The following is a 26,427-nucleotide window of genomic DNA, read 5'->3' as shown; positions in this document are numbered from 1 at the left end:
GGCCGAATACATTGATGCAGCTCTCACGTTTGTCACTCTGCCAACATCATCTTGCGACGCACGGCCGGACCATACATTCTGGCACATCCCCGCGCTCTACCAGGGGGCACTGCTGAATGTCAGCCTGCATCTCGTCATGTACGCGATGCTCCTGCTCGTCAGCCTTCTGTTCTGGCACTCGGTGCTGGAGACATACCGGATTCCGGGCGGAGCCAGCGGGCTGGCCGCGATGCTGCTCTTCTTCACCTTCCTGCACACGGCGATTCTTGGCCTCCTGCTCTCCCTGGCGCCGCAGGTCTGGTACCCGTTAATGGCCGTTCGCGGCGCGGCCTGGGGCCTGCTACCGCTCGACGATCAGCGGCTCGCCGGGTTGATCATGTGGATCCCGATGGGCGGCGTTTACTTCGCAGCGGCCCTTGCCATTCTGGCACGCCTCATTGCAGGGTCCGGCCATGCGACCGGCAAGGAAGCGGCCCCCACCCGGACGCCTTGACGGTTGCGATGCCGCAGTGGGCTGACCGCGGGCGATAACCGAAAGGCTCCAGGGGCAGGTCAGAGCAGCTTGGTCGATGTATCCATTTTGCCCTCCGCACCCTAGATTGTTGGCGTCTCGGGCGAAGCTCCGCAGACTGTGCGTAGTCGTGAGGGAACCTTCTGCCGACCAGAGCCAATTTTCAGAGGATACTCAGATCCGGAATGATCTCGTTTTTCTCCCCCTACCGTCATGACCTTGTCCGGATCGCCGCCTGCGTCCCGCAGATGGACGTCGCGAACCCGGGGTTCAATGGCGAGCGGACGTTGGAGCTCCTGCGCCAAGGCCATCAGGAACGCATCGCCCTTATGGTGTTCCCCGAGTTGGGGCTGTCGGCATACTCGATCGACGACCTCTTCCATCAAGATGCCTTACTGGAGTCGGTGGAAGAGGCGGTCAGCCGCCTCGTGGACGACAGCACTGACCTGTTTCCGGCCTTCGTGGTCGGAGTACCCCTCCGGTCCAGAGGTCGCCTCTACAACGCTGCGATCGTGATCCATGCCGGACGCATCCTGGGCGTCGTGCCCAAGGCCTACCTGCCCAACTACCGGGAATTCTACGAGCGGCGCCACTTCGCCCCCGGGGCGGAGGTCCGTGGGCAGGACATCACCGTCGCAGGAGTTCAGGTCCCCTTGGGCATTGACCTCTTGTTCCGGTCGACGGGCAGTTGTCCCTTCACCTTCCATGTCGAGATCTGCGAGGACATGTGGGTGCCCCATCCGCCGAGCACCGCGGCGGCGCTCGCTGGGGCGGAGATCCTGCTCAACCTTTCGGCCAGCAACATCACCATCGGGAAGGCCGAGGACAGACGGCTGCTGTGCGGCTCCCAGTCCATGCGGTGCATCGCGGCCTATGCCTATTCGGCGGCCGGACCGGGGGAGTCCACGACCGATCTCGCGTGGGACGGCCATGGCGGCATCTTCGAGGATGGCCTGCGCTTGGCCGAGACCGAGCGCTTTCCCGCGGGTTCCACCATGGCGGTGGCTGACGTGGACCTCGGGCGGCTGCGCCAGGAACGGATGCGGCGCGTCACCTTCCGCGACTGTGGTGACGTGCTGAAGATCACGCCCGGTGACTTCCGGATCGTTGACCTGTCCGTCGACGCGCCGGAGGAGGAACTCCCGCTTAGGCGTCCGGTCGAGCGCTTTCCCTATGTCCCGTCAGATCCGGGCAAACTCTCGGAGAACTGCTACGAGGCCTACAACATCCAGGTCCAGGGACTGGCGAAGCGCCTGCAAGCCACCCGCACCGAGAAGGTGGTCATCGGCGTGTCCGGCGGCCTCGACTCGACCCAGGCACTTCTCGTGTGCTGCCGCGCCATGGACAAGCTGGGCCTGCCGCGGACCAACATCCTCGCCTACACCCTGCCTGGCTTCGCGACGAGCGAAGGCACCAAAGGCAACGCCTGGACGCTGATGCGGGCGCTCGGGGCCAGCGCCTCGGAGATCGACATCCGTCCCGCCGCCCGGCAGATGCTCTCCGACATGAGGCATCCCTTTGCCGAGGGGAGCCCGTCTACGACGTCACGTTCGAAAACGTGCAGGCAGGTCTGCGGACCGATTACCTGTTCCGGCTCGCTAACCACAACCGGGGCATCGTTGTCGGCACGGGCGACCTGTCCGAGCTGGGGCTGGGCTGGTGCACGTACGGCGTCGGGGACCAGATGTCCCACTACAACGTCAACGCATCGGTCTCGAAAACGCTGATCCAGCACCTGATCCGGTTCGTGGCCGCGCCCGGGGACGTTGACGAGAGGACCGCCGACATCCTGCACGCCATCCTGGCGACGGAGATCTCGCCGGAACTGGTGCCGCAGGACGCCTCGGGGCAGATCCAGGCGACGGAGGCGATGATTGGTCCGTACGCGTTGCAGGACTTCAACCTGTACTACCTCACGCGCTACGGGTTCCGCCCCTCGAAGATCGCGTATCTGTCGTGGCATGCTTGGAAGGACGCAGAGGCCGGTGCCTGGCCGCCAAACCTCCCGGCAGCATCGCGCCGTGCCTACGACCTTGCCGAGATCAAGCGATGGCGGCGGGTCTTTCTGGGGCGGTTCTTCACCAATCAGTTCAAGCGCACGGCAATGCCGAACGGCCCGAAGATCTCATCCGGCGGATCCCTGTCGCCGCGGGGGGACTGGCGCGCTCCATCCGATGCAGGCGCCGGCGTTTGGCTTGACGAGTTGGAATGCAACGTGCCTGACAGCGAGATGTCAAACTCCCAAGAACCTTGAGTTGGAGTTCAGGTCAGGCGGTTTTTGCCACAGCGACGCGGTTGCGCCCGCCCTGCTTGGCCTCGTAGAGGGCAGCGTCGGCAAGCGAAATCAAGTCCTTTGGCCCGATACGTGAGCGGTCCAAGCTCGGCACCCGGGTCGCACTTCCGATGCTGACCGTTAGGATACGGTACGGGAGGTTGGCCGCGTGCAGCATGCGAAGCGCTTCTACCTTCGAGCGGATCTCTTCAGCGACGGTCGCAGCATCATTTTCGTTCAGCTCCGGCAGAAGGATGGCGAGTTCCTCGCCGCCATAACGTGCCGCCAGATCGGACGGCCTGCGAGCCGAACTGGCGATGGTGCTCGCAATGATTTGCAGGCACTTGTCACCAGCCTGATGGCCGTAGGTGTCGTTGTAGGCCTTGAACCGATCTACGTCGATCATCAGCAGTGAAACGGGTGCTTTCTCCCGGGCAGCCCTGAGCCATTCTATTTCGAGTTGCTCGTCGAGGGTTCGGCGATTGGCGAGGCTCGTCAGGTCATCCGTTCTGGCCAGGACAGCGAGCTCGGCCTCTGCCGTCTCGCGCCGCCGCAACTCTCCTGCAAAGCGCCAGCCCAGCGTGGCGATCATGGTGACGAGCAAGCCGATGACCACGATGCGAAAGGCGAACATGTTGTTCCAACGCGCGAGCGCCTCATCCCGTCCGACCGCTGCAAGCACGCCGACCGGAAAGATGTGATTGCGCTGATAGCCGCCGATGCGGGTCACCCCATCAAGGGGGGACGTATATTCGTACACTCCGGAGGCTTTCCCCTCCCTGAACCAAGGCTCGTTCACCGCAAGGGCCCCGATCGCACGCTCCAGGTAAGGATAGCGCGACAGAAGCGTGCCATTCGTGTGAAAGAGGGCAAGGATTCCCTGTGCTCCCACATCAAAGCGGCCAAAGAAGTTCGCGAAGTAGCGCGGTGGAATGCTGACCTGAGCGACCCCGCCGAAGCTCCCATCCGGCTTGTTGATGCGACGGGAGAGCGTGACGACCCATTCGCCTCCGAGAGGATCATGGATCAGGGGTCCGAGGTACCAATCGGCTTTGGAGATGGCGCCGTGATACTGAAAGAAGGGCTGATCCCGGGCATCGATCTTGCCGCGATGGCCCGGCAGGGAGCTGCTCAGTAAGAGCCCATCCTCGCCATAGATCGTCAGGGACTTGATACGCTGCAAAGATTGGACCCGCGCGACGAGGAAAGCGTCCAGCCTTGAGATGGCATTGGGCCCGCCGCCACCGGTTTCGATCCGGTCCACCACGTCCACGAGAAGGGTGTCAGCCACCTCGAGGGAGTCCTGTGCATGCTGGGTCAGCGACTTGGCCAAGTTCAGGGTTTCGGTGTTGATCCTGGCGATTTCCTGATCCCGCCCGCTCCAGTCGCGCCATCCCTCAAGGCTCACGATGACGAGGCACACCGCGAGCACGAAGGCCTTGAAGCCTCGTGCCGAGGACTTCAGCGCGATGCGGGAGAATGCAGACATGACACCCGAGCCATACCGGCTGAAGCTCACCTGAGGCTGGCTTTGGCCTGAAGATCCCCGCCCAAGTCCCTTGGCTCCCCCCAAGGGGTAGTATCTCCGAGGCGGGGCCGACAAGCGCCATGTTCTCCACTACGCTGAGGGTAAGGATGCTCCATGGTTCAACAGAGGACTATCTGAGGGGCTGCCTGACCTTCTGGCTTGGCTCAGGACGATCGCTCCCGGCTGAATCAGGTCCTAGCCGCCGAATAAGGACAGCATACGTCCGAGAACGGAGCGCCCTTCGCCTCCCGCGGCTTGGACCGTTGGCTGGGCCACAGTCGTGGCGGCCGGGGCAGCCAAGGTCCGCTGAACCGTTCCGCCGGCACGGGTCTGACCTGCGCTTTCCTTTTGCGAGGCATAGGCGAGTGTGGACGACGTTTCCTGCTTTGGCTTGCCGTTCGCGGCGAGGATAATTTCCTGCGGCCCCGCAGCCAGGGCCTCCGGGCGGCTCACGTCGCCGAGCCGGTTGCGGGCACTCGCATCGACTGCGAGCGAGGCGCCGTCGCTGCGAGTGTTATCTGCCAGCACCTGCCGGAAGGACTGATGCTGCCCACCATCGTCATAGACGAGCCTGATGGGCTGCACGCCCTTGGCCACCAACTCGGCGACCTCCTGCTCGTCCCTCTGGCGCTTCTGGGCCACCGCCGCAGCGACCGAAGCATCGCCGCCCCCGAAGGCATATTGACGGTTGACCACAGAGACCCGCGGCTCCTCCTTGGCGATCTCGAAGTAGTCCGAGCCGTCTTTGAGGTTCTTCCAGAAGGCGATGTTTGGATCCAGGCGGTGCTTGGCCAGGTTCTCGGCCGTCATCCGGAATGGATAGGACTGGAACTGGAAGCCGCGCTGGCCGCTGGCAAAGGCCTCTCGGGAGAGGGCGTAGACCTCGGAGATGGCCTCATCCGTCATGGCGAAGCATCCCATCGACGAGCACGAGCCGTGCACCATCAGGTGCGACCCTGTGCGGCCATGGGCGCGGTCGAACTCGTTTGGGTAGCCGAGATTGAACGACAGGTAGAGCTGCGAGTTCGGGTTCATGGCGGCCGGGGTAACCGTGTAGAAGCCCTCGGGCGCCTGGCGGTCGCCCTCGCGGATCTTCGGCCCGAGCTGGCCCGACCAGCGGCACATCGGATAGGTCTTGAGCAGCGCGTACTTGCCGTCCCGGCCGCGCTTCCAGACCTCGATCTCGGATTCCTTCTTGAAGGATCGCATGAGGATCGGGTCATTCTGCGACATCCCCTTGCTGGCCATCAGCGACATGGTGGCCGGCGGGATCGGCGCGAGGTGCTTTGTGGAGCTCGTGGAGACACCGTCAGCCTGGCAGGCAGCGAGTGCGAGCATCAGGCTCGCGGCCAATGCGATACGCTTCATCATGGGGACCCCGCAATTCTTGATCTGTCCGGACATCGATGTCGGACAATTCCCCGATTTCCTTAAATGCTTAGCGTTAACTCCGTCTTACTGCAAGAACGACGTCTTGTTGCGGCGAACACTTCTTCAGGTGAATGAAACCTCCGAGCCCAGAATGAACGGATCCTCAAGACCTCAGAGCGCGTTTGGACCAGGCTTAACCAATCGAGCAAATGTGATTTTCCTGCATGCCTGGCGGCGTGTTGAGTGCTATCATGCCGTCTCGTCTGAAAACCTGGTTGGGCGCCCTGCCCCTGCTCTCGGCTCTTGTGATTGGGTCGGCTGTTGCATCGCCCGAACCGCGAGCTGTTCTTGAACTGTTCGTCAGCCAAGGCTGCTCAGCCTGTCGGCCTGCCAACCAGCTCATGACTGAATTGATCCAGGACCCGAGCCTCATTGTCTTGAGTCTGCCCGTTAACTACTGGGACTATCTTGGCTGGACGGACACGCTTGCCGACCCGATCTTCAGCGCAAGGCAGAGGGGCTATGCATCGGTCCGGCAGGACCGGCAGGTTTATACGCCACAGATGGTCATCAATGGTGTTCTCGCCTGTGTCGGATCAGAACGAAACCAGATTGCCCGGTTGATCGAAACAGCGACGACCTCTCAGGGGACCCTGCCGGTTTCCGTCAAGGTGAGCCAAGAGAATGGCCTGATCATCGTGGATGTCGCCGCCGGCTATGGCACGGCGGGCGTCTGGTTGCTGCCGGTGCGCAAACACAGTCAGGTCACGATCCAGCGGGGGGAGAACGCCGGGCGCACGGAGACCTACACGAATGTGGTGCGGGGCTTGCATCTGCTGGGATTGTGGTCTGGCGCCGCCCTGCGCATTACAACGCCTCTCCAGACCGTTCAGACACCGGATGCTGACTCGTATGTTGTGTTGCTGCAACGGGCTGACGAGGAGAAGCCAAGCCTGATCCTCGGTGCGGCTAAGGGGCCAGGCTTATAACGGCCGCAGGACAGAGGTTAAAGAGGGCCATCAACTCCGCAGTGATGGTCCAGCGAGGTCGTTGGCCCGGATCAAGGAGCATCAGTCCCTAAATTGTCTGCCGGCGGTACGATCCTACCGGTTGAGGCCTCCGGTTCATGGTTCTTGGGTTGCTGTGGTTGTGGCAACGAGTACTCCGACATCAAGGGCCATTGCGTGAAGGGCCTCGATCCGATCCGCTTCACCCGTCCCGGCGCTTCAAGCAGAGACGGTCAGGAAGGAACCCAGCAGATCCGGCCGATCTGGCATAAGCATGAGACCAAGACACGTATGATCACTGTCAAAGCCGCAAGTGCGTCTTTGAGAGCTGCTCCGGGTTGGTCTGGTGTGTCGGCGCTGAGCAATTCCGTGGAATGGTGATCTGGCTGATGCAGGGCGGCGTCTGTCAGCCGGAACGACCGCTAGAGCATCGGACCTTTAACTGGACGTACCACCGACGGCTTCGGCATGGTTCCAGGATTGCTGAGATGTAGAACTCATCGAATCGGATTTCTCGTCCGATGCTCTAGAGGACGCGCCGCTTACAGTTGCGCGAGCAGCTACGGTGTCTCACCGTATTCCCTTCACGCCTTTCGGGGCGGCCCTGTCAACGCAGGGCACCGTAAGACCTTGAGCTATGATCGCGATCCGGGGGGCGCAAGAGAAGCTTAACTGGGATCGCCGCTCATTGCGCCACTTTTATTTCCTGGCAGTCCCACGCGGTACACACCTCCTTGCAGATGGTATTGCCGCTTTCGCCAGTTGTGCATTCGTATCGTGTCGCAGTGCATTTACAGATAGTGATGGTGGGCCGCTCGATCCCGCCTCCGCTTGGCTTCTTGTTGAAGACCACTACAGCAAGTTTTTCGCCCTCATAGTGAATAGTGGTGCCGGGTCCACTTGGGAGGGTCTTAACCCGCCGGGATCTGGGAGTCGTAACCTTGCCTTCAGATCGAGCGGTCTGCTTTCTTGCGGCCATAGGGGCCTCCCTGGTTGTACGCAGTCGACAACAGGCTGACCAAAGTCATCGCTGAGTATACACGAAGGGCGCTTAGGAAAGAAGGCAGATTGAATGAGAACGGCACTCGAAGGTGCTACTTCTGTTGCTAGAGCGTCGGATCGTTAAGTGGCCTCGTCACAAGCAGCTACGAGATAGCTCCAAGATTGCTGAGATGCAGAACTCGTCGGATCTGACTTCTCGTCCGATGCTCTAGACGACCCGCCGAGGTAGACCAGCACTCGATCAGGCTTGTCTTGGAGCGGCCCTCCAACTCAAAGCGGTAATCGCATCCTGCCTGCAAAAGTGCGCGCTGATCGCTGCCTTGAACGCGGCCACCCCCGCTCGCACCAACATCACGGTCCCACGCCCTGCCGTGGGGAAGCATGAGCAACGATTGCGGCGACAGCGCGCACACCGGTGTGACCGTGCGGAGTTGTGGCCGCGCGGGGTTGCCGAACGACCCAGCCGTCATGCGTGGTCTCTGATGGCAGATGAATCAACAACTCACCGCTGCGTTCGGATTAAGTGACGCGTTCAGGCGCGGACTGTTAGGTCGGGGGCTGCTTTCCTGTGAGGTTTTGGGCGATGGCAGGTCCGCCGTTCAGCACGACGACAGGCGTCCCAACCGGCACACGGTTGAAGAGGTCGATGATGTCCTGGTTGAACAGTCGGATGCAGCCGCTGGAAACGGCCTCCCCAATTGACCAGGGCTCGGTTGTGCCGTGCAGCCGGAACAAGGTGTCTCTGTCGCCCTCATAAAGATAAAGTGCCCGTGCCCCGAGTGGGTTCTGGAGCCCGCCGGGCATGCCACCGGCCCAGCGCGCATTCCGCTCCGGCTCCCGCCTGATCATATCCGGCGTTGGCGTCCAGCTTGGCCAGGTTGCTTTTCGGCCGATCCGGGCGCGGCCGCTCCAGGCCAGTCCTTCTTTCCCGACGCCGATTCCATATCGGAGAGCCCGCCCATTCTCCCTCACGAGATAGAGATAGCGGTTTGTGGTATCGACAACGATCGTGCCCGGCTGCTCCGATCCCTGATAGGCGACCTCACGGCGGAGAAACCTCGGGTCAATCTCCGAGATGTCGGTCGCGGGGAGTGAGAACCGTTCGTCTGGGCGGGGACCGTACATCTTGACGTATTCAGGGTCAGGCAGCCTGCGTGCGTCCTGGACGGGCGCTTGCTCAACGGAAACGCAGCCTGAGAGAGCAAAGGAGCCGAGTAGCACGGCGAGGGGCAAATTGAGGCGTCGAGCACACGCAAGTGCCGAACGAAGCGCAAGCATCGGATTGACCTTGTTTGATTGCCGAGGAGAGCGGGACGTATCGATTTATTCCTAACGCTCTATGAACTGCAAAGGTTCAGATTCCACGGGTAGAGGGGACATGCGTTCCCACAGGACAAATATCCGGCGGGTGTTCGTTGACGGATACAGTAAGGCTCCAACGATCAAGTGGGACTGCTATTCTCAATCAAGGCCTTGAGCTTGCGCAACTGCGCCTCTTTCGGTTCGTGCTTGTCAAGCGATCCAGCAAAGCGTCCCTCACGGTCCATCAGATATATCACAGCAGAATGGTCCATCGTGTAGCTGCCGTTGTCTGCCGGAACCTTGCGGTAGAACACCTTAAAGGCTTTGGCGGCGGCATCGACGTCAGCCGGAGATCCTGTCAGCGCAAGGATGCGTGGATCGAAGGACTGCATGTACTCGGCTAAAACCGACTTTGTGTCCCGCTCAGGATCGACCGTTATGAGGACGGGTGTGATCTTGTCAGCATCCGGGCCAAGCTCCTGCAGCAGGCCCGTCAAGTCGAACAAGGTTGTCGGGCAGACTTCGGGACAGTGCGTGAAGCCGAAGAAAACCGCCGAGGGCCGACCCTTCAGGGTCTGATCTGTAACAACCTCGCCTTTGTGGCTCTCAAGGCGGAACGGACCTCCGATCTGAGCCATTCCTGTCGTGATAGCCAATGGCGACGATTGCTGCGGCTTCGGAAGGAGGCCGAACTGGAGGACCCCAAAGGTTGCCAGCCACACCAGCGCTGCGACCCAAAGGCTTATCTGGAGAATACGACGCGCCCTCATTGGAATGGTCCGTTCTGGTGCATGCCCGGGGCCATGCCGTCATGCTTGGCGGCGCCCTCGCCCGCGCCCATAGCCGCTACGTCAAACACCACCTCGACGGATCCGGCTTTCTCGAAAGTCAGGGTCGCTGGTACTTTGTCGTTCGCTTTAAGGGGCGCGCGCAATCCCTCGAACATAAGATGATACGCTCCACCAGGCTTGAGCTCAACGGTCTGCCCTGGCGTAAGCCCGAGGCCGCCCACGACAGGACGCATCCGCGCAACCTCGTTATCGGTTGATGATGCATGAACGGTGATGCGCTCTGCGAGCGGAGACGAGCCTCCCGTCAGGCGATCCGGCTCAGCGCCGGTGTTGGCCACCCTCAAATACCCGCTGCCCGTCTTGGACCCGCCTGGGGTCGCACGCGACCAGGGATGATTGATGGCCAGAGGGCCTAGTTTGTAGTCATGGGCGAGTGTGCGGCCCGAGGTGAACAGCATGAAAGCGCAAGTAGCCACAACGCTGCCGGTCAGCAGGATACGCATCTGTTTCTCCAGGTTGCGAGGCTCGAGCCCGGCGGTTGAGTGGGGCCCGATCCGAGCTCAGCGATCAGGCGATGCCGGTCGGCGGCCCACGTAGACCCGGGCGAAGGCGCAGCCTTGGCAAGGCGATCTTAAGGCGGCGAGATAGACCAGAAGCGAGGTTCGTCCTAGGACGAACGAGGGAAGAGATGGGCTTTGCTCCGCCGAACACCGGCGCGGATAACACCTTCGGCGTAAGGCTGCCTGAGGAGCAACCGAGCAGAGCGTGGGCTGCTTGGGGCCTGCTTGTGCCCGTGTCGGCAACGCTAGCCTCCGCGTCCCCATCAACCATCATCAGAGTAACGTGACCTTTGGATCGTTGCGTGTCTCGATCCTGGGAAGCGGGTTGAGCGAAGGCGAGCGCACACGCCTGCAACACAAACGCTATGACCGCGAGCTGGAGCAACAACTCGCCCGGAAAGCAGTTCAGCAAGTGGGTGCGCAAGAGGTTCACGGAAGCGCTATAATCCTGATGCAGCCGACCCGTATAGCCGGATCACCGATTTGTGATCGTCCATGCTGCTGGATACAGCAACAAACCAGCCCTCCATTCCACGTGCGGCCCAGGCCGCTTTGTCAATGCTGGTCATGGTGGCACTGTGTGTGATCAGCCAGGACCTCAATCACCCTGCATTCGCAAATCCGGCCATGCTGGCATTCGTGGACCATTCGCGCGAGTTCCTGACGCAGGGCGCCGAGTTGTGCCAGCCGCCGGTCGACCGCCTCCAGGTTTCGGCGAGCGATAGAATCTGCCTGATGGCACGGCTGATTGGGCCGTGCAGCCAAGTCAAGGAGTTCGCGGATATCCTCCACGCCAAAGCCGAGTTCTCGCGCATGGCGGATGAAGTTGAGCCTGTTGACCTCATCCTCTTGGTAGCGTCTCTGCTGGCCCTCGGTCCGCACCGGTTGTGGGAGCAGACCAATCTGCTCATAATACCGGATGGTCGGAACCTTCACTTGAGTGCGGCGAGACAATTCACCAATTGTTAAATCCATTGAAGGCCTCTTAAACCTATAGTTGCTAGAGGGTTCGGTACGCTGAGATAAGGCCAAACGTCGGCTTCTACAACGGGCCAGCACACCGCTGCCTAGACTACCAACGTATGCTTGCTGTTAAGCTCACTGCACAGCGTCCATGCTGCCGGCTGCGACAGCACGTCCAACGATTATCGCCATTTCACAAAAAATTCGGGCTTGAACCTCTAGCGGCATGAGGTGCTAAGCCGGAACGCGAATCGGAAGATCACTGCACGGACGAGCCGCATCATGTCTGCAAACTGCCCAAGCCTGTCAGCGTCGGCTGACGTTCCTGCTGCGGGTCCTTTTCTATGGGAGCGAACGTGAAGCGCTCCGTTTCATTGAAGTCCGATGGCGGATCCGCAGAGAATGGTTGTGGCACCGACATGGCCCACCGCATCCCGACCGCTGCCAAGACGGTGCGGGACAGAGGGACGTGCATACGGCAACCTGCCTCGTCTGCAAGCCGCGGAACAGTTTCGGAAGCATCACGCCGGCTATGTTGCGTCGATCTTCTGTCGCTTTGTTCTGACCGCGCCTTTCATGGCCGCGTGTAACGACAACGGAAATCCATGGCCCACACGGATCGCCTTGATGGAGTCGATGTCACGCAGGGCTCAGGCGGCTGTTACAGTCGGCTAGCGGAGGGTACGCGATGAGCAACCGAACATGGGCTATGATCCTCGTCGCGGCATTGGCCTTTGCAACTCCCCTCAGCAGCACTCCCGTGACGGCGACTGAACTCCCTGAACGCCTCCAAATTCATGAGTCGGCGCGGCCCGTTCCAGCAATCGCGATTAAAGGCCCGCTTGGCGAAGACCTGACGCTGGCCGGCTTCCGAGGGAAGTTCGTGGTGTTGAACGTCTGGGCGACTTGGTGCGTGCCGTGCCGCAAGGAAATGCCAACCTTGGACCGCCTCCAGGGCCTTTTCAACAAGGAGGATGTTGTGGTGGTCGCGCTTTCCCTGGATCGGAAAGGCAAGGAGGTTGTTGACCGATTTTTCCGCGATATTGGGATCAAGCACCTTGAGTCCTACTTGGATCCGAGCGGCCGGGCCCTGCGTGATCTTGGACTTGTCGGATTGCCGGGCACTCTTCTCATCGATCGCGATGGCCGGGAGATTGGCCGCCTGCTGGGCGAGGCGGATTGGAGTGGCCAAGCGGTGGTCGAATTCATCAAGGCAAGAGCCGGTGCTTCGACGCAGCCCTAGAAACCCGAACGGGAGCCGCGGGCAGCTCCCGTCCTCAGCGGTTAGCCGTGGTCGTCGGCGAGGTTATGATGCCTCCGAGAGAGGCCCAGGCAGTGGCGTCCGCGCTTTCGACCTTGATGTAAGTATACCCCGTCTGGGACCACGGCAGCACGGCATCCTTCTTGTTGTCGAGAACGAAATCTCCACGATCCGTGCGAATGAGCATTACGGCGTGTCCTGCCCCGGTCTCATCAATGACAACGGCCATCCGCATGGCTCGCCGCGGCAAGCCCTGCTGCACCAACTCCCGACGCTTGACGAGTTGGTAATCCTCACAGTCGCCGTATCCATCCTCGGCGAAATCCCAGCGGTCCGCTCTTCCCCAATGAGCATCGTCGGTTTTGGCTTTGATGGTTTGGTTCACGCGCCTGTTGATGGAAGTGAGCGCGGTCCAGAGCTGCGGGGTAAGAGTGGCGGTGCGGGGCTCCTTCATATCAACCGTGCATTCGCTTGGCACACGATTACAGAACTCTGTCCACGCCGGTGTCGGATTGGCTATTCCCTGCGCCTTCAAGGAACTTGTCTGCAAGGGTATGAATGTTTGAGCTTCTGCCGCTGCCGTGCCGAGAGCGATCAGCCCGCTCAGGACCGCAAGAGAAAGCCTATGTCGAGTAACCCCACACAACACGTGACGCTGAAAGAAAGCCTGCAACATCGCCCCGCCGCCTTTTGATTGTTGCATCAATCAATGACAAGCGGAGGAGCCTGGCGCAAGATCATAGTTAAACCTGAGTTAACGCGCCGCACCTATTCTGGTTCCGGAGATCATCATGCGACACAATCAACATCAGAGCCCATCAGCTGACACGACCAGATTGCAAAAGCGCCGGAATGTAGCCCTGGCGCTCGCCCTCCTTCTATTGGCGGTGATTTTTTATGCGGTCTCGTTCGTCAAGACACGTGAGCAGGAGGATCGGCGGCATCAACAGGATCCGCAAGCCCATACGTCGGGAGCGTCCAAGCCAACCGCCCCGCCGTAACAACAGCGATCGCTGACGTGCCTGTTTCCGGTGCTTGCTGAGGAGTGCTCTTTAACGCTGGCTTGGCCAGCCATGAGGACGGCTGCTGTGCCTAAACCAACTCCACCAGGATGCATTCCTGTAAAGGCGGAGGTCAACATTAATCCGATATCGTCATGCAGGGCCGGAGCTCACGGATTGGAATGACCCGATCGCTTCCGGCGCGGCATCACTTGAGGCGGCAGGTGACCCGTCAGGTGAAGCCAGTTGTCATCGGCTTGCTTGATATCAGGGATTGGGTCCTTGAACCAGAGCCCCCCAAAGAGCTTCGGACAATTGAGATAGAGACGGCCGTATACAATCATCCACGCTTGAGGATCTGCATCGAAAACAACTCCTTTTGCCACCCCATAGGCGCAAAAGCCACCGTAAGCCGGGATATAGCTTCTAGGGTTCTGCTCAAACGAACGCTTGTTCGCCTCGCTTGAGAACAGCCACCGCACGCCATCGTACACGGTCCAGGATTGGAGCTGCCCCTTTCGTGCCTCCCCGTCCGTGAAGTAGGCCACGGGGTCATACCCGTGGATCGCGATATCCTGGCCACTCAGCACATTAACCGGTGCTTCGCTGGGCTGAGCCGCCGCTGACACACAGCAAAGCGCTATCCCCACGGTGACCCACTGTCGGGCTGACGACCAGTTCATGCGGCTCCACCTTCTGAAAAAGGATGATGCTCAGTGTGGTTCGGTTGCTCTCCACGATCTGGCGACAGCCTCGAACACCCCCGCGATCAATCGGCTTGGCAATCGGGACAACGGCCGCTGATTAGAGCACTGGTCACCTCAACGCTCAATGCAGGTAGCTTTCAAGAGATGGAAAACCACACCGCCACACAAGACGGCACCGCCGACAGCCGAGAGACCGATGGCAAGACCAAATTCCAGCACCTCCCTCAGACCGGCGCGGGACGCCTGCTCCCAAGCTATGGACGACGAGGACAGGATCAGGAGGCCGGCGCCAAGCCCAACTGCCCACGCCACGAGCTTAGCCCACCGTAGCTTCATCCTCCGCGGATCCCGGCGTCTGGGAGAATGTGAAGGGTCAGGTGTCACGTACGTGATCCGTCTCTGCTGGATAGCGAGGTTTCAGGGACAGCCCGTCCTTGCTGCGTTGTTCACCGGATCCCCTATTCGGGGATTTGGGTATGTCTTGCTGGTGCTGAGTAAATCATCGCGCTATGGCATTGTAGCCCCACTGAGATCCGTTGCTCTACTGACAAGAGCATCAATTTGCTCCCGCTCGCGTTCGAACTGCGTCAGCGTGCCGCCGGTCAGCTCGCTCTCACGGGGGACCCGGATTTTGAGTGCATCGATGAAGCGCCCATTGATGAGGACTTCGTAGTGAAGATGCGGCCCTGTCGAGAGACCTGTGTTGCCGACAAAGCCGATCACCTGCCCCTGCTGAACCCTCACGCCGGCGGCGATCCCGGTGTTGAATCGCGACTGGTGGGAGTATGCCGTGACATAGCCATTGGCGTGCTCGATCTCAATGCGACGGCCGTAACCGCCATCCCATTCTGCCTTGATGACAGTACCATCCCCCGCTGCCAGGATCGGAGTTCCCGTCCGGTTCGCCCAGTCGACGCCGGTGTGCATCTTGGTGTAGCCCAGGATCGGATGGCGTCGGGCGCCAAAACCCGAGCGAAGCTCACCATCGACGATTGGTTTGCGCAGCAGGAACTTGCGCGTTGAGCGGCCTTGCTCATCCAGGTAGCGCACCGAGCCGTCCGGTGAGGCAAAATGATAAATCTTTTTAAGCTCCCCTCCAACGGTAAGGCCGGCGTAGAGGATTTCCGGACGCTCCTGATTGACATCCTCTTCTGTCCCATAAAGGATTTCGATACTGTCTTCGGGCGAGACGCGGCGCAGAAGATCGACTTCGTCCCCGAAAGCTTGGATGAACTGTTCGACAAGTTCGCTTGGCAAGTCGTTCTTGGCGGCTGTCTCATAGAGGCTCTCATAGAGCCGTACACCGCCGCGCCCGCCATCATCCTCTTCCTCCTCGGAGGCTTCGGCCACCTGTCGGTTCGACTCGTCCGCCGGCGGGGTGACAGAGACGAAGAGACCACGGTCGTTCGTGGCGGCGATGCCTTCCATGCCCTGTTCCCCGAAGGAGATCACGCGCACGATCTGCTGGGGATCGCCCAGGCGGGGGCCGGGTGCAATGAGAATGCGCAGCCGGTGGCCCTCACTCATGCCCTCGACCTTGATGCGGGTTGCCAAGGCAGATGAGATCGCAGCGATCTGGTCCGGGGTGGCGCCGTAGCTGCGCAGGACCGTCTCGAGAGTCTCGCCTTTCCGGAGAACCACGTCCCGCTCTTCGACAAGGGGGGCGATAGCCTTGTGTTCGATCTTCGGAAGCTCGGTCACATTCTCTGGCACCACCCGGACCTCGATCGTGCTGAAGGGCGCATCGACGACGCGCGCATAGCCCAGAGCATCACCCAGCACTTCCGGTTGCCGCAAGGTCCGCGACAGCATCTGCTGCGCTGGAATGGGCACAGTGGTTCGGCGCCCTTCCCCGCTGAGGGCGCGGCGTTCCTCCTCCAGGACGGCCAGTACGTCACTGTCCGTCAGCGAGGGAGCGCTCGCCTCGATGGTCACCGGGCTGAGATCCCGCCGGAGGACCGAGACGTCTGCATCAGCCACCTCCGGGATCAGCTCCACCGAGCGTGGGTCGCTCTGCTTTGCATAGAGCCGAAGAGGGTTGAAAGGCGGAATGTCGGAGGCGTAAGTGCCGGCGGTCAGGGCTAGGTTGGTTGTCACTCGAGTGAACTGGCGCGTTTTGATGACCTCGCGGTTGCCGATGCGGGACGTCACCGGCGCCCGAAATGTCTGCTTGGCAGACAGCACGGCTTCTGACCTATTCAGCTTGTCACCCTTCCTGGCCACTGCCGTGGCCTTGTCCCTCGTCCGGTCGACACGTGTCGCTGCGAGGTTTGCGGGCTTGGCGAGTTCAGGCGAACTCGTTGAAACATCCAAGGCGATATAGATGGAGCTGCCGATCAGGCCACCTCCCATGACGGCGAGCAGTAAGCTTGCCGCCAACCATCGCAAGAGAATGCCCTGCCGGGACGGCTCCCATAGGTGGTCCTCGCCGGCGAGGAGCAAGGGTTCGTCTTTCATCAGGCGGGCATCGATCACAAGCCCCGAGTGTAGGAGCTGAGCCGCTCGGTTCAAACCAATTCGCTTTGGGTCTTGGGAGCGCATTTGCGGGATAGGTCTATCGAGTGGAACAATCCGCATCAGCAGGAACCCTATTGGAGCGTTGGACGATGCAGACACGCGTGAGACATCAGAACGGCTGCAAGACGTATCACCGCGTCGCAGGTGCTAACGCAACATGTCGGAAGTGTGGCGCAATGGCGCGCATGGTCCATCCTGGCGCGAGAAGCTGTCATGTTGATTTGATTGTTGGGATGGCGCAATGCAGCACCCAATCAAGCTATGGGTTCGAGGGCAATCTTGCTTCAACATGTTTTGGTCTGGTTCCGCGTGCGTGGTGGTGTGATGGCGGCCATGGCGATGCATTTCGCTCTCGGAGGGGCGTACGGCCTCGGCTTCGCACCCGTCTCCTGGTGGCCTTTAGCTCTTATTGCTTTGACATGCCACCTTGCAGCGCTTGAGCGCCTGCAGAGCTGGCGTGTGAGTGGCCTCTGCGGGTGGATGTTCGGCTTCGGCTTCTTCGCGGTTTCCCTGCACTGGGTCGCGGAGAGTTTCGCGTTCGGGCCTGCTGGTCTGCGCGAGTTGGGCTGGATCGCGGTTTTAGGGCTCAGTCTCGGTCTCGGCCTCTTTAACGCGCTCTTTTCTGCGCTGACCCACTGCCGTTGGTGCAAAGGAGTGTCCAGATCTGTAGAACAGGCCATTCTCTGGACGGTGGTCGAATGGTTGCGGACCTCACTATTCACAGGCTTTCCGTGGAACCTCACCGCATATGTCTGGAGTGACACGCTCCCCATGCTGCAATCGACGGCCTTCACTGGAGTATACGGACTCGGGTTCCTGACGGTTCTGACAAGCGCGAGTTTGTCCGGGCTGCTGGTGGAAAAGAAAACGTGGTCCCGGGCAGCCATCTGCGCCAGCATGGTTGTCGTTCTCTTGGGAACGTATATCGGCGGCACCTTCCGCTTGCAGCCACGCGTTCCGGATGCCTCCCAGTTCCGGGTGCGGATCGTGCAGGCGAACATCCGGCAGGACCGTAAATGGAACATCACCGAGCGCGAGCGGATCCTGGCTGAATACCTTGAAGAGACGGTGAACGCCGGAGACGTTCCGTCCGTTGTTGTTTGGCCGGAAACCGCTGTTCCATTTCTTCTCGACGAAGATGCGGCCCGGCGCGTTCTCATCGCGAGAGCTCTCCCACCGCAAGGGGTTCTGATCACAGGCGCACATCGCCGCGAAGTAGCAGGACCGGATCAACGCTTTTTCAACAGTGTGCTGACAGTGGCATCGAATGGCACCGTGATTGGGCGTTACGACAAGGTTCACCTTGTTCCCTTCGGAGAATTCGTCCCTCTCGCAGCACTCAACCCCTTCCCCCGTTTGACGGCAAGTCTCGCAGACTTCACCCCAGGGATGACGCATAATGTGGCGGATCTTGGCAACGGCATCGTGGTTGCTCCCCTCATCTGCTATGAGGCAATCTTTCCAGGCGACTTGCGCGCTCATGGTGCGAAGGCAACGGTCCTTGTGAATGTCACGAACGATGCCTGGTTCGGAACATCCTGGGGGCCATACCAGCATCTTGCGATTGCGCGCGTCCGGGCCATCGAACTCGGTGTTCCCCTCATACGAGCGGCGAATACCGGAATTTCAGGCGTGTTCGATTCATTTGGCAGACCTGTCGCTACGATCCCGTTAGGCGTGCGATCATCTGTCGACGTCGACGTCCCCTCCCCTCTTCCCGCTCGGACCGTCTATGCCCGCATCGGGGATCTCCCCTTGTTCAGCCTCATTGCAATCATCATGGCCTTTAGCGCCGTCAAACGCGCCCGCCGGCATTCACTGGCTCCGCCACGGACAGCTCAGACAAGCAATGGGTGATGGCGGCAGCAGAATGCATAGGATCGCTAACGCAATAGTAACGAGGACATCTAACAGCTCGCCTTCCCGCAACTGCGTACATTGTTGACGGCCTGCTGAAGCGGTTCCGCTCCGACGGCGCCCGAAATCACCTGATCGCCGACCACAAACGCCGGCGTACCGGTCAGCCCGAGCTTGTCGGCAAGCATGGCATTGGTTTCGATGGCACTGCGCCCGCTGGGGGCGTCCAGGTCCTTCTCAAGTTGAGCCATGTTGAGACCCATGTCCTTGGCAACCGCTTTGGCTTTTGCACCATCGACCTGCCCGCGCGACTCCATCAAGCGTGTGTGATACTCAAGCAGCCTGTCACTTTGGAGCTGTTGCCGGGCTGCAAGCGCGACGCGGCTTGCTTCGAGCGACTGCGGTCCGAGGACTGGAAACTCCTTGAGCACAACCCGGAGCTTCGGATCTGCCTGGATCAGCGTCTTCACGTCAGCCACCGCCTTTTTGCAGTACGGGCAGTTATAGTCGAGGAACTCGACAACGGTGACATCGCCTTGCGGGTTTCCGAGCACATAGTCAGAAGGCGAGTTGAAGATTTTGTCTTGTTCCGTGCGCAAAATCTCTGCCTGAGACCGGGCCTGTGCCTCCGCACTGCGGCGTTCGAGCTCGGCCATCATTTCCTGCAGCAACTCGGGGTTCTTGAGGAGGTACTCCCGTGCGATCTCACCGATGACTTTGCGCTGATCATCTGTGAACACAGGGGTTTGTGCTGCTGCGGGGTAAGCCAGGGTGACGGCGCCATAGAGAATGGCTGTGAGCATAGAGGTGCGGAATCTGATCATCGGCAGCTTTCTCGGATTCTCTGGAACGTGGCGATTGGACCGCGCTGCGCAGCGGGGAATGCTCCGGCAGTTCGATCAAGGATGGATCGGTTACAATGCTCCGAAGGACTAAGCAGCGCTTGGGATCTAAAGCAGTCCGACGCTGTTAACCCGACTGTCGGCTCAGGGCAGACACTGGCCCATTCAAGCGTTCGCTGAGGCGGAACGAAAGGTCGGCTTTTGTCCATGACCAGTCCCCGCATATCTGATCACGATGAAGCCGGTGCAGCCGGGCGGTTGCGTCCAAACAGGTCTCCGACCACGAGCGTCGCGGCGCCAAGGAAGATGGCGACATCCGCCATATTGAAGGTGGGCCAATGCCATGTTCCAACATAGACATCAAGGAAGTCGGTCACGGCACCTTGTCGGATCCGATCAATGGCGTTGCCCAGTGCCCCGCCGGAGATGAGCCCCAAAGCGATCGCCTCCCGTCGGGATCCGGCGCGCCGTGCCCAGAGCAGAAGAAAGCCGACGATCGTCAGGGTCAGGCTTGTTAGGACCCAAGGGTTGTCCTCAAACACGGATTGCAAAAGGCCGAAGCTGATCCCGGTATTGTATCCGAGAGTCAGGTTGAAAAAGGGGACGATTGGAATCACTTGGGGCGGCTGCATCACCACCTCAAGGATTAGCCATTTCGTGAACTGATCAAGCAACGTTGCGGCCACGACTGCCGTGAGGGCCGGTGTCAGGTGGGTTGAAGCTGTTGGCTGCATGGCGGGTCATTATCAGCTACGAGAGTAAATACATCAGTGGACGCCTACAGGAAGCGGTGCCCGGCGACAGCATCAGGGCATGGAACCCGCTCGTATTGCAGCGTCACATGCCCGATTTTGAATCGGTCCCGAAGCATCCGGTTCATCTCCTCCACGAGCATCTCCTGGTCTGTATCCCGCGAGGGGGCCACCATATGTGCAGTCAGACAGATCCGGCCGCCTGTCAGGGACCAGACATGAAGGTCGTGGATGTCCGTCACACCCGGCACATCGATCATGGCAGTCCGGAGCGCTTCCACATCGAGGCCCTGAGGCACACCCTCAAGCAGCACGTTGAGCGCGTTGCTGAACAGCATCCAGGTGCGCGGGAGCACCCACAGGCCAATCGCGACGGCGACGAGGGAGTCAATCCAGGTCCACCCCGTGAACTGGATGATCAATGCTGCCGCGATGACGCCAATTGATCCAAGGAGATCGCTCCACACCTCAAGATAAGCCCCCTTGAGGTTGAGGCTCTCCTCTTGACCTTCTGAGAGGATGCGCATGGCGAAGAAGTTCACGACCAGCCCGATCAGAGCAATGACGAGCATTGACGATGACTGGATCTCTGGAGGTGCACTCAGCCGTCGATAGGCTTCGACGAGGATATAGGCTGCGACACCGAAGAGCAGGAGCGCGTTCAGGGCCGCAGCCAGGGTTTCGAAGCGCTCGTAGCCGAACGTGCGCTTCAGGTCTGGCGGCCGCCGGCCAATGCGGATTGCCGCAATGGCAATGGCAATCCCGAACACGTCCGTGGCCATGTGACTGGCGTCGGAGATGAGGGCGAGGCTTCCTGTGAGCACCCCGCCGACAATCTCGGCCAGCATGAATCCTGCTGTGGGGACGAGAGCGACCCAGAGCGCCCTCTCGTGGCGCTCCGAGGCTGAACCATGACTATGATGGGCTGACATGCTCCGGCCCTATCAGGCGGTGACCGGCTGGAGCTCGCCGGCCGGCCTCGTGCCACCCGACGAGGAGCCGCCGGAGCCTTGACGGAAAAAGCCGAGAAGCCGCAACGCATTGGCGGTGACGATCACGGTGGCTCCGGTATCCGCCAGGATGGCAATCCAAAGGCCGGTGATCCCCAGGACGCTCGTTATCAGAAAAACCGCCTTAAGGCCCAATGCGATCGCGATGTTCTGGCGAATGTTCGCCATCGTTCCGCGGGAGAGACGGATCAATGCCACTACGTCGCGCACCCGGTTGCGCAAGAGCGCCCCATCGGCTGTTTCGAGGGCCACATCGGTGCCCGATCCCATGGCTACGCCGACCGTTGCCGCAGCCAGCGCAGGCGCGTCGTTGATGCCGTCACCAACCATCATCACGGGTTGTTCGTTCGACAGAGCCTTGAGCGTCGTTACTTTGTCTTCCGGCATGAGCTCGGCCCGATGCTCCATACCCAGGGCGCCTGCGATCGCAGCGCCGGTACGGGCATTGTCGCCGGTGAGCATCATGGAACGAATGCCAAGCGCCTTCAGCTCCTTAATGGCCGCCGCCGCATCCTCTCGCGGCTCGTCGCGCAAGGCGAAGACCGCCGTTAGCCGGTCATTAACAACAAGAGCCGTGACGGTTTTGCCCTCGCGCTCAAGCCGTTCCATATCCTCGGTCGCCCTGGCATCAACGTGGGAGGCCCGTTGCAAGGCGAATCGCGGGGCACCGAGGAAGATGTGCTGATCGTTCAGCGATCCGACGACTCCTTGACCCGGAATGGCCTTCACATCTCGGGCCGGTCTTATGGTCAGGCTGCGCGCCTTGGCTCGCTCCAAGATAGCAAGAGCGAGAGGATGGTTTGAGCCGGTTTCAACCGCCGCTGCGAGCTGTGTAGCATCGAATTCACTGGCGTTATAGGCAATGACATCCGTCACAAACGGGCGGCCTTCGGTGAGGGTGCCAGTTTTGTCAAATGCCACGAGCCCGGTCTTCGCAGCCTCTTCGATGACAATACCGCCCTTCATCAGCAGGCCCTGCCGGGCGCCGGCAGACAGCGCCGATGCGATGGAGGCGGGGACTGAAATCACCAGAGCGCAGGGGCAGCCGATCAGGAGCAGCGCCAGAGCCCGGTAGGTCCAGGTCCACCAGTCTCCGCCAAGGGCGACAGGAGGGACGACAGCCACGAGGAGAGCCAGGCCGACGACAGCGGGCATGTAGTAGCGTGAGAAGCGGTCGATGAACCGCTCGGTGGGCGCTCGCGCTTCCTGAGCTTCCTCAACGAGGCGAATGATCCGAGCGATGGTGTTGTCCTGAGCTGCCTTCTCCACCCGCACGCGGATGGCCGCCTCGGTGTTGATGGAGCCCGCGAAGACGCTCTCGCCAACTCCCTTGGTCTTCGGCACAGATTCGCCCGTGACAGGCGACTCATCGATCCCTGAGATGCCCGACAGGATTTCCCCGTCAGCCGGAATACGGTCGCCGGGCCGCACGAGCACCGTCTGTCCGATCACGAGGGCCGAGGCCGCAACCTCCTGAGCCGTCCCGTTCTCCTCAAGCATGGCCGTTTTGGGAACCAGTTCACTGAGCGCACGAATGCTGGCGCGCGCCCGGTTGGCCGCAACCCCTTCGAGTACCTCCCCGACCGCAAACAGGAACACGACGAGAGCAGCCTCTTCCGCGGCACCAATGACCAATGCCCCGGCCGCCGCAATCGTCATCAGCATCTCGATCGTGAACGGCATGCCGGCGCGGGCCGCGGCAAAGGCCCGCCGCGCGACCGGAAGAACGCCGACGGCGGTCGCGCCGATATAAATCCAATGACTTGCCGCAGGCACCACGAATTGCGAGAAGAAGGCCAGGGCAAGCAGAACGCCAGTCAGGATCACGAGACGGCCTTTCGCCGCCTGCCACCAGTGTTTGTCTCCCATACCCTCGTGCGCGTGACCATGGCCATGCGAGCTCAAGGCAGTCGGAGCCGCGCCCGCACCCGGGGGATGGGCATGACCGTGTCCATGGTGATGGTCGCCATGGTCATGAGCATGGTTGTGCCCGCCTGAGCAACTGTTGCCGCTGCAGCAGCTTGCTGGAGCCGCCTGGCTCGCCGCTTGTGACGGGACTGGCTTTCGGGTTGCCGTATAGCCTAAGCCGGTGACACGCTTCTCGACCTGCTCGGTGGTGGTGCGGGTCTCATCGAGCGTTGCCGTGAGTGTCTCCGTCATGGTCGAAATACGGATATCTGACACGCCAGGGAGCTTGCCCACAGCGGTTTCGATCTTGGCGGCGCAACTGGCACAATCCATGCCGCCAACCGTCCAGCTATAGGACTGGGGTGTTCCCGCCGACGAGGGAGCCTGCTGGCGGGTGACCCCGTAGCCCAGCGCACTCACGCGCTTTTCGACCTCATGCGCAGGTGTGAGGGCCTCGTCCAGCCGCGCCGACAAGGTTTCAGTCATGGTCGAGGCCCTGATATCCGAAACCCCCGGCAGTTTGCCGACAGCGGTCTCAATCTTGGCCACACAGCTCGCGCAATCCATGCCCTCCACCTTCCAGGTGAAGGCTTGTGCGCTTGCCGTTGTCTGCGATGTCGGGTGGGTCATTCTGTAGTCCTCTCGACAGTTTGAACCTGTGTACAACCTCGAGCGACTTGAGGTTCAAGAGGAAAAATCGAAAAAATTTGGCGGCCTCTCAGGCCTGCCCGTCGGCATCCAACGGCCAAGCCAGCTGCAGCCGTTCGCACAGCTTACCCACTGGCATATTAGGCCCATGATCGATAGCTCTTCCCCCCTCCATTCAATTCCTGAACATCCCTTTGCAGCCTTGCTGACAAGGGACACCTTCTCCGAAAAACTGAAAAACCATAGCTGCCTCTTGACCCTCTAGTGGCTTGAGGTCCTAGGCTGCCGGCCTTTGAGTCGGGTAGGAGGATCTGTGGTGCACCGCCGTCATTTTATGGTGAGCAGTCTCGCAACGAGCCTTGTGTTCGTTCGGGGCAGTGTGTCGGCCCAGGAAACAGTCGATCAGGCTGAGTTGCTCAAACCCGGCCCCCTGCCTGACAAAGTTATGGGCAGCCCGGATGCCCCCGTGACGGTGATCGAATACGCTTCGCTGACCTGCCATCATTGCCAGAATTTCCACAAAACCACGTGGCCGAGCTTCAAGGCAAAATACGTCGATACCGGTAAAGTCCGTTTTATTATCCGGGAGTTCCCGCTCGACCCACTGGCTACGGCAGGGTTCATGCTTGCCCGCTGCGCCGGCGAGGATAAATGGTACCCGGTCGTTGACATGCTCTATCAGACCGGAGAGGCGTGGAACCATGCCGACAAGCCCTATGACGCTCTCGTACAGGTGATGCGGCAGACCGGAATGGGGCGAGAGACGGTCGAGGCCTGTCTGCGCGATGAGAAGATCTATGACGGGATCCGGCAGGTTGCTGACCGGGCAACCCAGTCATTCAAGGTAGACTCGACCCCGACCTTCTTCATCAACGGCCGCAAGGAGGTTGGGGCTCTGTCCCTGGATCGGTTCGAAAAAATCCTCGAGCCACTTCTCGCAGCCAAGCCGTGACGGAAGCTCGCTGACGCTTGGCTCCTGGACTAAGAGCAATCTCCGCCATAGGTGAGGGTCGTATTTAACTGCCGAGCTCTTAAGGGGTTGCTCCGTGTCGGCCGGTAGAACCGACAGGGGCTGATGGATTGGGGTGAAAGTATGCAGGTATTGAATCAGAAGCTGCAACCGGATGGCGCTATCAGCCCCCCGTCTGCGGCTAGGCTGCCGCGTTATGGCACCGGCCGTCCTCATAAAAAGGGGCGACAATGATCGGAGTTGGGGCATATCTGCTGGTCTGCCTCTACGTGGCCGGCTTCCTGATCCTGTCCGCCGCCACCGCGCGAACCCTGAGGCGCTCTGTCTGGCTCCTCGGAACCGGCGATCCGCGGCAGCGCTGGACCGCTTTCGCCTTCCGAGCTGCGTTCCTTAGCGCCCTCCTCTGGCCTGCCTACCGGCTGTGGCATGGAGGAGTGAGTGGATTGCCCCTGGGTGGCCTTTGGTTCGACAGCGGCGCTGTCCGGACCTTGGGTGTGTTGCTGATCGCTACGGGAGCTAGCTTCGCCCTTGTATCGCAATACCACATGGGATCGGCTTGGCGGATCGGTGCGGCTGAAGGCCAGCAAGGACAGCTCGTCGCGACGGGACCGTTCAATTGGTCGCGGAATCCTGTGTTTGTTGGACAAGGCGCCGTGTTTCTCGGACTGCTGCTTGTCTTTCCTGATCCGGTTCAGTTTGCGATTACAGCCGTCGCCCTGCTGGCGATCCGGGCGCAGGTCCGCATCGAGGAACGTGTGCTCCGAGCCACGTTCGGCGCCGCCTACGAAGATTATGCCCTCCGGGTGCCGCGCTGGATCGGCGGAATCTCCTCACACGTCGTCACACCACAAGTTTGAGCTTCAAAGCATGTCCTCACCTGGAAATCGGTATCTCTGCAGCTGGCGCTCCAAGATTGGCATTGTGTGCACGAGCCTGATCACTGCGGTGTTCCTGCTGTGCGCGCCCGCGCTTGCGACCCAGCCCCCACCAGACGCGAGTATCGGGGTGCCGGCTCCTGACCCCGCGCCACCTTCTGAGCTCCGGCGTCGGCCGTCCCATTTGTCGCGAGTCGTGGTGCCATTTGCATCCTCCTACGAAGCCGGCAGTATCCTGGTGGACACCCGGGGGCGCCGGCTTCTTCGCGTGCTGTCTCCGACACACGCCGTTCAGTACCCGATCGGCGTCGGACGGCAGGGCTTTACTTGGACAGGGGAACTCCCCGTCAGCCGAAAGGCTTCCTGGCCGGATTGGCGCCCCCCAAAGGAAATGCGTCAGCGGGATCCGCGCTTGCCCGCCTTCATGCAGGGGGGGCCTAAAAACCCTCTTGGGGCTCGTGCCATTTACCTGGGTGAGACGCTCTACCGAATTCATGGCACGAATGAACCGGGAACCGTCGGCCGCGCGGTCTCATCCGGGTGCTTTCGCATGTTCAACGAAGATGTCATTGATCTTGCCCGCCGGACCCCGATCGGAACGCGAGTGGTCGTGTTTGATCGGCTGACCCAAACAGCGGCCTCGCCGATCCGGAAACCAACCTCAAGCCCACCGGTCCCTCTGCTACCTGAATCAGAGAACGAAAGAGCCCAGCCTCGCCCACTTCCTGTTCCTCTTGAGCCCGACGGCGAGATTTTGATGCCATGAGCCGAG

The 26,427-nt window shown here is 60.8% G+C and carries 20 protein-coding genes, 1 pseudogene and 1 riboswitch; of the genes and pseudogenes, 8 read left to right on the top strand and 13 right to left on the bottom strand.

The annotated features are described in order from the left end of the window. Together JAO75_RS16395 and JAO75_RS16390 are read left to right on the top strand one after the other, a co-directional pair. A partial coding sequence (locus tag JAO75_RS16395; RefSeq protein WP_199050203.1) for a cytochrome c oxidase assembly protein occupies nt 1-493 on the top strand: 493 nt, incomplete at its 5' end. A gap of 203 nt (nt 494-696) precedes the next feature. Beyond that, nucleotides 697-2,765 (top strand): annotated as a pseudogene (locus JAO75_RS16390) (NAD(+) synthase). 13 nt (nt 2,766-2,778) lie between these two features. Here the strand turns inward: JAO75_RS16390 and JAO75_RS16385 are convergent. Continuing rightward, nucleotides 2,779-4,272 carry a sensor domain-containing diguanylate cyclase gene (locus JAO75_RS16385; RefSeq protein WP_199050202.1) on the bottom strand — a complete coding sequence of 498 codons (1,494 nt, stop codon included), beginning with the start codon at nt 4,270-4,272 and terminating at the stop codon, nt 2,779-2,781. 234 nt (nt 4,273-4,506) lie between these two features. Then, nucleotides 4,507-5,682: a L,D-transpeptidase family protein gene (locus JAO75_RS16380; RefSeq protein WP_246742558.1), complete on the bottom strand. Its 1,176-nt coding sequence runs from the start codon at nt 5,680-5,682 to the stop codon at nt 4,507-4,509. Between the two features lie 251 nt (nt 5,683-5,933). Here JAO75_RS16380 and JAO75_RS16375 point away from each other — a divergent pair, with 251 nt between their 5' ends. Next, entirely contained in the window at nt 5,934-6,671 is a 738-nt protein-coding gene (locus tag JAO75_RS16375) for a DUF1223 domain-containing protein (protein WP_199050201.1), read from the top strand. A 466-nt stretch (nt 6,672-7,137) separates the two neighbouring features. Continuing rightward, nucleotides 7,138-7,330, bottom strand: a riboswitch (cobalamin riboswitch). A gap of 907 nt (nt 7,331-8,237) precedes the next feature. On the opposite strand, the gene JAO75_RS16370 is transcribed toward JAO75_RS16375, so the two are convergent. From JAO75_RS16370 to JAO75_RS16355, 4 genes are all read right to left on the bottom strand, one after another. Further along, entirely contained in the window at nt 8,238-8,969 is a 732-nt protein-coding gene (locus tag JAO75_RS16370) for a L,D-transpeptidase (RefSeq protein ID WP_199050200.1), read from the bottom strand. A gap of 164 nt (nt 8,970-9,133) precedes the next feature. Next, nucleotides 9,134-9,763 (bottom strand): SCO family protein, encoded by a 630-nt coding sequence (locus JAO75_RS16365; RefSeq protein WP_199050199.1) that lies wholly within the window; start codon nt 9,761-9,763, stop codon nt 9,134-9,136. Continuing rightward, a complete protein-coding gene (locus tag JAO75_RS16360) occupies nt 9,760-10,287 on the bottom strand; it encodes a copper chaperone PCu(A)C (protein ID WP_199050198.1) in 528 nt (175 codons plus the stop codon). The genes JAO75_RS16365 and JAO75_RS16360 overlap by 4 nt, the downstream gene beginning before the upstream one ends. Before the next feature lie 612 nt (nt 10,288-10,899). Then, a complete protein-coding gene (locus JAO75_RS16355) occupies nt 10,900-11,319 on the bottom strand; it encodes a MerR family transcriptional regulator (RefSeq protein WP_199050197.1) in 420 nt (139 codons plus the stop codon). A 676-nt stretch (nt 11,320-11,995) separates the two neighbouring features. Between JAO75_RS16355 and JAO75_RS16350 the strand changes: the two genes are divergently transcribed. Further along, nucleotides 11,996-12,550, top strand: a complete 555-nt coding sequence (locus tag JAO75_RS16350; RefSeq protein ID WP_246742557.1) for a TlpA family protein disulfide reductase — start codon at nt 11,996-11,998, stop codon at nt 12,548-12,550. Nucleotides 12,551-12,584: 34 nt separating this feature from the next. Here JAO75_RS16350 and JAO75_RS16345 read toward each other — a convergent pair whose 3' ends face one another. The 3 genes from JAO75_RS16345 to JAO75_RS16335 form a co-directional block, all read right to left on the bottom strand. Next, a complete protein-coding gene (locus JAO75_RS16345; protein WP_246742556.1) occupies nt 12,585-13,244 on the bottom strand; it encodes a transglutaminase-like cysteine peptidase in 660 nt (219 codons plus the stop codon). 495 nt (nt 13,245-13,739) lie between these two features. Further along, complete coding sequence (locus JAO75_RS16340; RefSeq protein ID WP_199050195.1) at nt 13,740-14,252, bottom strand: YHS domain-containing (seleno)protein; 513 nt, start codon at nt 14,250-14,252, stop codon at nt 13,740-13,742. A gap of 531 nt (nt 14,253-14,783) precedes the next feature. Then, nucleotides 14,784-16,751: a peptidoglycan DD-metalloendopeptidase family protein gene (locus JAO75_RS16335; protein WP_343234636.1), complete on the bottom strand. Its 1,968-nt coding sequence runs from the start codon at nt 16,749-16,751 to the stop codon at nt 14,784-14,786. Nucleotides 16,752-17,072: 321 nt separating this feature from the next. Between JAO75_RS16335 and lnt the strand changes: the two genes are divergently transcribed. Beyond that, a complete protein-coding gene (lnt, locus tag JAO75_RS16330; protein WP_199050194.1) occupies nt 17,073-18,650 on the top strand; it encodes an apolipoprotein N-acyltransferase in 1,578 nt (525 codons plus the stop codon). Nucleotides 18,651-18,700: 50 nt separating this feature from the next. On the opposite strand, the gene JAO75_RS16325 is transcribed toward lnt, so the two are convergent. From JAO75_RS16325 to JAO75_RS16310, 4 genes are all read right to left on the bottom strand, one after another. Continuing rightward, the gene (locus JAO75_RS16325) at nt 18,701-19,474 is read right to left on the bottom strand and encodes a DsbA family protein (protein WP_199050193.1); all 774 of its coding nucleotides are present in this window, start codon (nt 19,472-19,474) and stop codon (nt 18,701-18,703) included. Between the two features lie 248 nt (nt 19,475-19,722). Beyond that, on the bottom strand, nt 19,723-20,226 hold the full coding sequence (gene lspA / locus JAO75_RS16320; RefSeq protein WP_199050192.1) for a signal peptidase II: 504 nt from the start codon (nt 20,224-20,226) through the stop codon (nt 19,723-19,725). Nucleotides 20,227-20,270: 44 nt separating this feature from the next. After that, the gene (locus JAO75_RS16315) at nt 20,271-21,176 is read right to left on the bottom strand and encodes a cation diffusion facilitator family transporter (protein WP_199050191.1); all 906 of its coding nucleotides are present in this window, start codon (nt 21,174-21,176) and stop codon (nt 20,271-20,273) included. A 12-nt stretch (nt 21,177-21,188) separates the two neighbouring features. Beyond that, nucleotides 21,189-23,792, bottom strand: a complete 2,604-nt coding sequence (locus tag JAO75_RS16310; RefSeq protein ID WP_199050190.1) for a heavy metal translocating P-type ATPase — start codon at nt 23,790-23,792, stop codon at nt 21,189-21,191. A gap of 334 nt (nt 23,793-24,126) precedes the next feature. Here JAO75_RS16310 and JAO75_RS16305 point away from each other — a divergent pair, with 334 nt between their 5' ends. The 3 genes from JAO75_RS16305 (at nt 24,127) to JAO75_RS16295 (ending at nt 26,421) form a co-directional block, all read left to right on the top strand. Then, a complete protein-coding gene (locus JAO75_RS16305) occupies nt 24,127-24,762 on the top strand; it encodes a DsbA family protein (RefSeq protein WP_343234635.1) in 636 nt (211 codons plus the stop codon). 248 nt (nt 24,763-25,010) lie between these two features. Continuing rightward, entirely contained in the window at nt 25,011-25,637 is a 627-nt protein-coding gene (locus JAO75_RS16300) for a methyltransferase family protein (RefSeq protein WP_210340295.1), read from the top strand. Beyond that, entirely contained in the window at nt 25,573-26,421 is an 849-nt protein-coding gene (locus JAO75_RS16295; protein ID WP_199050188.1) for a L,D-transpeptidase family protein, read from the top strand. The genes JAO75_RS16300 and JAO75_RS16295 overlap by 65 nt, the downstream gene beginning before the upstream one ends. Nucleotides 26,422-26,427 lie beyond the last annotated feature (6 nt).

This window comes from Microvirga splendida (assembly GCF_016427565.1).
GTDB lineage: Bacteria > Pseudomonadota > Alphaproteobacteria > Rhizobiales > Beijerinckiaceae > Microvirga > Microvirga splendida.
Note: the sequence above shows the minus strand (reverse complement) of the source record. Positions and strands in the feature narration are given on the sequence as shown.

Excerpts from the sequence above, each read along its gene's own strand:
- JAO75_RS16310 (WP_199050190.1), bottom strand. The coding sequence starts at position 23,792 with ATGACCCACCCGACATCGCAGACAACGGCAAGCGCACAAGCCTTCACC.
- JAO75_RS16300 (WP_210340295.1), top strand. The coding sequence starts at position 25,011 with ATGATCGGAGTTGGGGCATATCTGCTGGTCTGCCTCTACGTGGCCGGC.
- JAO75_RS16295 (WP_199050188.1), top strand. The coding sequence starts at position 25,573 with ATGCCCTCCGGGTGCCGCGCTGGATCGGCGGAATCTCCTCACACGTCG.
- JAO75_RS16355 (WP_199050197.1), bottom strand. The coding sequence starts at position 11,319 with ATGGATTTAACAATTGGTGAATTGTCTCGCCGCACTCAAGTGAAGGTT.
- JAO75_RS16375 (WP_199050201.1), top strand. The coding sequence starts at position 5,934 with ATGCCGTCTCGTCTGAAAACCTGGTTGGGCGCCCTGCCCCTGCTCTCG.
- JAO75_RS16340 (WP_199050195.1), bottom strand. The coding sequence starts at position 14,252 with ATGAACTGGTCGTCAGCCCGACAGTGGGTCACCGTGGGGATAGCGCTT.
- JAO75_RS16365 (WP_199050199.1), bottom strand. The coding sequence starts at position 9,763 with ATGAGGGCGCGTCGTATTCTCCAGATAAGCCTTTGGGTCGCAGCGCTG.
- JAO75_RS16380 (WP_246742558.1), bottom strand. The coding sequence starts at position 5,682 with ATGATGAAGCGTATCGCATTGGCCGCGAGCCTGATGCTCGCACTCGCT.
- JAO75_RS16360 (WP_199050198.1), bottom strand. The coding sequence starts at position 10,287 with ATGCGTATCCTGCTGACCGGCAGCGTTGTGGCTACTTGCGCTTTCATG.
- JAO75_RS16385 (WP_199050202.1), bottom strand. The coding sequence starts at position 4,272 with ATGTCTGCATTCTCCCGCATCGCGCTGAAGTCCTCGGCACGAGGCTTC.
- JAO75_RS16345 (WP_246742556.1), bottom strand. The coding sequence starts at position 13,244 with ATGTTGCAGGCTTTCTTTCAGCGTCACGTGTTGTGTGGGGTTACTCGA.
- JAO75_RS16325 (WP_199050193.1), bottom strand. The coding sequence starts at position 19,474 with ATGATCAGATTCCGCACCTCTATGCTCACAGCCATTCTCTATGGCGCC.
- JAO75_RS16370 (WP_199050200.1), bottom strand. The coding sequence starts at position 8,969 with ATGCTTGCGCTTCGTTCGGCACTTGCGTGTGCTCGACGCCTCAATTTG.
- lspA (WP_199050192.1), bottom strand. The coding sequence starts at position 20,226 with ATGCAGCCAACAGCTTCAACCCACCTGACACCGGCCCTCACGGCAGTC.
- JAO75_RS16315 (WP_199050191.1), bottom strand. The coding sequence starts at position 21,176 with ATGTCAGCCCATCATAGTCATGGTTCAGCCTCGGAGCGCCACGAGAGG.
- JAO75_RS16350 (WP_246742557.1), top strand. The coding sequence starts at position 11,996 with ATGAGCAACCGAACATGGGCTATGATCCTCGTCGCGGCATTGGCCTTT.